This is a genomic window from Kytococcus sp. HMSC28H12 (genome assembly GCF_001816045.1).
Classification (GTDB): Bacteria; Actinomycetota; Actinomycetes; order Actinomycetales; family Dermatophilaceae; genus Kytococcus; species Kytococcus schroeteri.
The window spans coordinates 1-3,762 of record NZ_KV824614.1 but is presented as its reverse complement, the minus strand read 5'-3'; the positions used below and the strand labels follow the sequence as shown (position 1 = coordinate 3,762).

General features: G+C 77.9%; 5 protein-coding genes. All 5 read left to right on the top strand.

The genetic code is table 11. The features are described 5' to 3' along the window. A partial coding sequence (gene cobC / locus HMPREF3099_RS09700) for an Rv2231c family pyridoxal phosphate-dependent protein CobC (RefSeq protein WP_141762113.1) occupies positions 1-1,292 on the top strand: 1,292 nt, incomplete at its 5' end. Beyond that, a complete protein-coding gene (gene cobA / locus HMPREF3099_RS09695) occupies positions 1,289-2,269 on the top strand; it encodes a uroporphyrinogen-III C-methyltransferase (RefSeq protein WP_070705772.1) in 981 nt (326 codons plus the stop codon). The genes cobC and cobA, both read left to right, overlap by 4 nt. Next, entirely contained in the window at positions 2,266-3,039 is a 774-nt protein-coding gene (locus HMPREF3099_RS09690; RefSeq protein ID WP_083323688.1) for an adenosylcobinamide-GDP ribazoletransferase, read from the top strand. The genes cobA and HMPREF3099_RS09690 overlap by 4 nt, the downstream gene beginning before the upstream one ends. After that, complete coding sequence (locus tag HMPREF3099_RS09685; protein WP_070705775.1) at positions 3,036-3,572, top strand: bifunctional adenosylcobinamide kinase/adenosylcobinamide-phosphate guanylyltransferase; 537 nt, start codon at positions 3,036-3,038, stop codon at positions 3,570-3,572. The genes HMPREF3099_RS09690 and HMPREF3099_RS09685 overlap by 4 nt, the downstream gene beginning before the upstream one ends. After that, positions 3,569-3,762: cobalamin biosynthesis protein (locus tag HMPREF3099_RS09680; protein WP_141762112.1), on the top strand; the 194-nt coding region annotated here is incomplete at its 3' end. The genes HMPREF3099_RS09685 and HMPREF3099_RS09680, both read left to right, overlap by 4 nt.

Here is a 3,762-nt window from a genome sequence, read left to right as displayed (position 1 = left end):
CCGACACGCTGCTCGCCCCGGCCGGCGGCGTGGTGCGCGGCCACGAGATCCACCGCACCCGCATCGAGGGGGAGGCCCAGTCCCCGGCGTGGCGGTGGGACGGGGCGGCCGACGGCTTCTCCGCCGACCCGGCCGGCACCGGGCACCCCACCCTGCACGCGTCCTTCCTGCACACCCACCCAGTGGGCCACCCCGGGCTCGGCGTGGCCTTCGCCGAGGCGGTGCACGCCGCCGCGCCGTCACCGGGCGCAGCGCACCACGGCGACGCCGAGCTGGCCGCGGGCCTGGAGGACTTCGCGGTGAACGTCCGCGTGCCCCGGCCCGCCGCCGAGCTGCTGCCGGTGCTGCAGGCCGCCCTGGCCGACGCCGCCGGCTACCCCGACCCCCGGCCCGCGCAGGAGGCGCTCGCCGGCCTCCACGGCCTCGACCCGGCACAGGTGCTGCCCACCAACGGCGCCGCGGAGGCGTTCACCCTCGTCGCGCGGGCCCTGACGCCGACCGACCCCGTGGTGGTGCACCCGCAGTTCACCGAGCCCGACGAGGCCCTGCGCCGCGCCGGACGCACCGCCCGCGCCGTCGTGCTGCCGGTCGACGCCGCCACCCCCTTCGATGCCGGGCTGCTCACCGCCGCAGGCCCCGCCGACCTCGTGGTCGTCGGCAACCCGACCAACCCGACCGGCCGGCTCCACCGGGGCGAGGAGTTCCTCGCGCTCGCCGGGGAGGACCGGGTGCTCGTGGTGGACGAGGCGTTCATGGACCTCGTGCCCGGCGAGGCCGAGTCCCTCCTGGCCCCTGCGCACTGCGACCACCTGTCCGGCGTGCTCGTGGTCCGCTCGCTCACCAAGACCTGGGGCATCGCCGGGGTGCGCGCCGGGTACGTCGCCGGCGACCCGAGGCTGGTCGCCCGACTGGCCGACCAGCAACCCCACTGGTCGGTCAACGCCCTCGCGCTGGCCGCCCTGGAGCACACCGCCTCCCCCGCCGCGCAGCAGCAGGTCGCCGGGTGGGCCACCGAGATCGCCGCCCACCGGGACCACCTCGTCACCGGTCTGCGCGCCCTGGGCCTGGATCCCCTGCCGTCGGTGGCGCCCTTCGTCACGGTGCGCGTCGGCGTGGGTGTCCACGCCGGTCTGCGCGCCGCCGGGTTCGCCGTCCGCCGCTGCGACACCTTCCCCGGCCTCGGCGCCGCGTGGGTCCGCCTCGCCGTCCGCCCGCCGGAGGCCACCGACCGGCTGCTGGCGGCCCTGTCCACCGTCCTGACCACCCCCCGCCCCGAGGGAGGCCCCCGATGACCCGCGTGCTCGTGCACGGCCACGGCCCCGAGCTGCCCGGCCTGCTCGCCCGCCTCACCGAGCAGGGGCACGCCGTGCACGTGCCCGAGGCGCAGCGCACGCCCCAGCTCGACGACCTCGTGGCGCGCGGGTGGGCCACCTACGTGCCGGACCCCGACCCGTGGTCCTTCGATGCCGTGCACCGCGCCGGCGGGGAGGTGGCGGACGGGGCGCCCGCATCGCGTGAGCCCGCGGAGGGCGTGCCCACGCCCGGACGCGTCCTGCTCGTCGGCGGCGGCCCCGGCGACCCCGGCCTGCTCACCACCCGGGGCCTGGAGGCCGTGCGCACGGCCGACGTCCTGGTCTGCGACCGGCTGGCGCCGCTCTCCGTCCTCGACCAGGCCCGCCCCGACGCCCGCGTGGTGCACGTGGGCAAGATCCCGCGCGGGGAGTCCACGAGCCAGGAGGCGATCAACGCCGTCCTCGTGGAGCACGCGCTGGCCGGTCGCACGGTGGTGCGCCTCAAGGGCGGCGACGGCTTCCTCTTCGGCCGCGGCGGCGAGGAGTGGCTCGCCTGCGCCGCGGCCGGTGTCCCGGTGGAGGTCGTGCCCGGTGTGAGCTCGGCCCTGGCCGTCCCTGCCCTGGCCGACGTGCCGGTCACCCACCGCGGCACCTCGCAGGGCGTCGCGGTCGTCTCCGGCCACGTGCCCCCCGGCGACCCGCGCAGCCAGGTGGACTGGGCCGCTCTGGCCACCAGCGGCCTCACCCTCGTGGTGCTCATGGGCCTGCAGAACCTGCCCCACATCGCCGCCGCCCTGTGCGATGCCGGGATGCCCGCCGACACCCCGGTCGCGATGGTGGAGAACGGCTCCACGCCCGCCCAGCGCACCGTCCGAGCACAGCTGGCCACCGCGGCCGAGCGTGCGCGGGCCGAGCAGTTGCACGCCCCGGTGGCCGTCGTCATCGGGCCCGTCGTCGACGCCCTGGCGGTCCCGTGAGCACGGCCGCACGCGGCCTGCGGCTGTCCGTCGGCACCCTGACCCGCGTGCCGGTGGGCGAGGTCGGCACCCCCACACGCGCCGAGGGCGGCTGGTCGATGGTGCTCGCCCCGGTGGCCGCCCTCCCGCTGGCCGTCGGCGCGGGACTGGTCACCGCCGCCGGCCACGCCCTGGGCCTCGCGCCGCTGGTGGTGGGCCTGTTGGTCGTCGCCCTGCTCGCCTGGGGCACGCGCGGCATGCACCTGGACGGCCTCGCCGACACCGTCGACGGCCTCGGCGGCGGCTGGGACCGCGACCGCGCCCTGGCCATCATGCGATCCGGCGACGTCGGCCCGATGGGGACGGCCGCCCTCGTGCTCGTACTCGCCCTGCAGGCGGCCGCCGCCGGGGGCCTGGGGGCCGTGGAGGTCGCCGGCGCGGTCGCGTTCTCCCGTGCGGCCTGCACCGTGCTGGCCTTCCGCACGTTCCCGGCAGCCCGGCCCGGCGGGCTCGGGGCCCTCGTGGCCGGCACCGTCGGCATCGCCGCCCTGGTCGGCGTGCTCACCGCCGCCACCGTCGCCCTCGGCGTCATGCTCCTGCTCACCGGCTGGGGCGATGCGGCAGCCCTGGCCGCGCCCGCCTGCACCGCGGCTCTCGTCGTCGCCTCCCTCGCCGTCGCGCAGGGTGCCTGGCGGGCCGTCGGCGGCGTGACCGGAGACCACTTCGGCGCCGCCGTCGAGCTCTCCCTGGCCACCGTGCTCGTCGTGCTCTCGGCGGGGGCGTGGGCATGAGGACGCTCGTGACCGGCGGCATCCGCTCGGGCAAGTCCGCCCGCGCCGAGCAGCTCCTGGCCCACCTTCCCGCCACCTACCTGGCCACCGGCCCGGTCACCGAGGACGACCCCGCGTGGGCCGAGCGCGTCCGCCACCACCGGGAGCGCCGTCCGAGCACCTGGACCACGGTCGAGTCCACCGACGTGCCAGCGGTCCTCGCCGACGCCACCGGGCCGGTGCTCCTCGACGAGCTGGGCACCTGGGTCTCCCACCACCTCGGCGAGGTCGGGGCCTGGGGCGACGAGGCCGGCACCACCTGGCGCGCGGCGTGGACCGACCGCGTGGACGCCCTGCTGACCGCCGTCGCCGGCTTCGACCACGAGCTCGTCGTCGTGAGCGGCGAGGTCGGCTTCTCCCTGGTCTCGGAGTACGCCTCGGGCCGGTTGTTCGCCGACGAGCTGGGGCGCCTCAACCAGGCCGTGGCCGCCCGGTGCCACCGGGTCGAGCTCGTCGTGGCCGGCTGCCCCCTCACCGTCAAGGACGCCCGATGACGCGCACCCCCGGCATCGACCCCACCGCCACCGGCGTGGTGGCCGGCTACCTCCTCGACCGCGCCCTGGGCGACCCGCGCCGCCACCACCCGGTGGCGTGGTTCGGCACCTGGGCCGGGTGGCTCGAGCAGCGCCTCCACGCCCCCACGCGCACCCGCGGCGCCCTCCACCTCGTGCTGGCCACCGCCCC

What these genes read in the sequence shown, in the direction of transcription:
- cobA (WP_070705772.1), top strand. Translation starts at nt 1,289, where the DNA reads ATGACCCGCGTGCTCGTGCACGGCCACGGCCCCGAGCTGCCCGGCCTG.
- HMPREF3099_RS09685 (WP_070705775.1), top strand. Translation starts at nt 3,036, where the DNA reads ATGAGGACGCTCGTGACCGGCGGCATCCGCTCGGGCAAGTCCGCCCGC.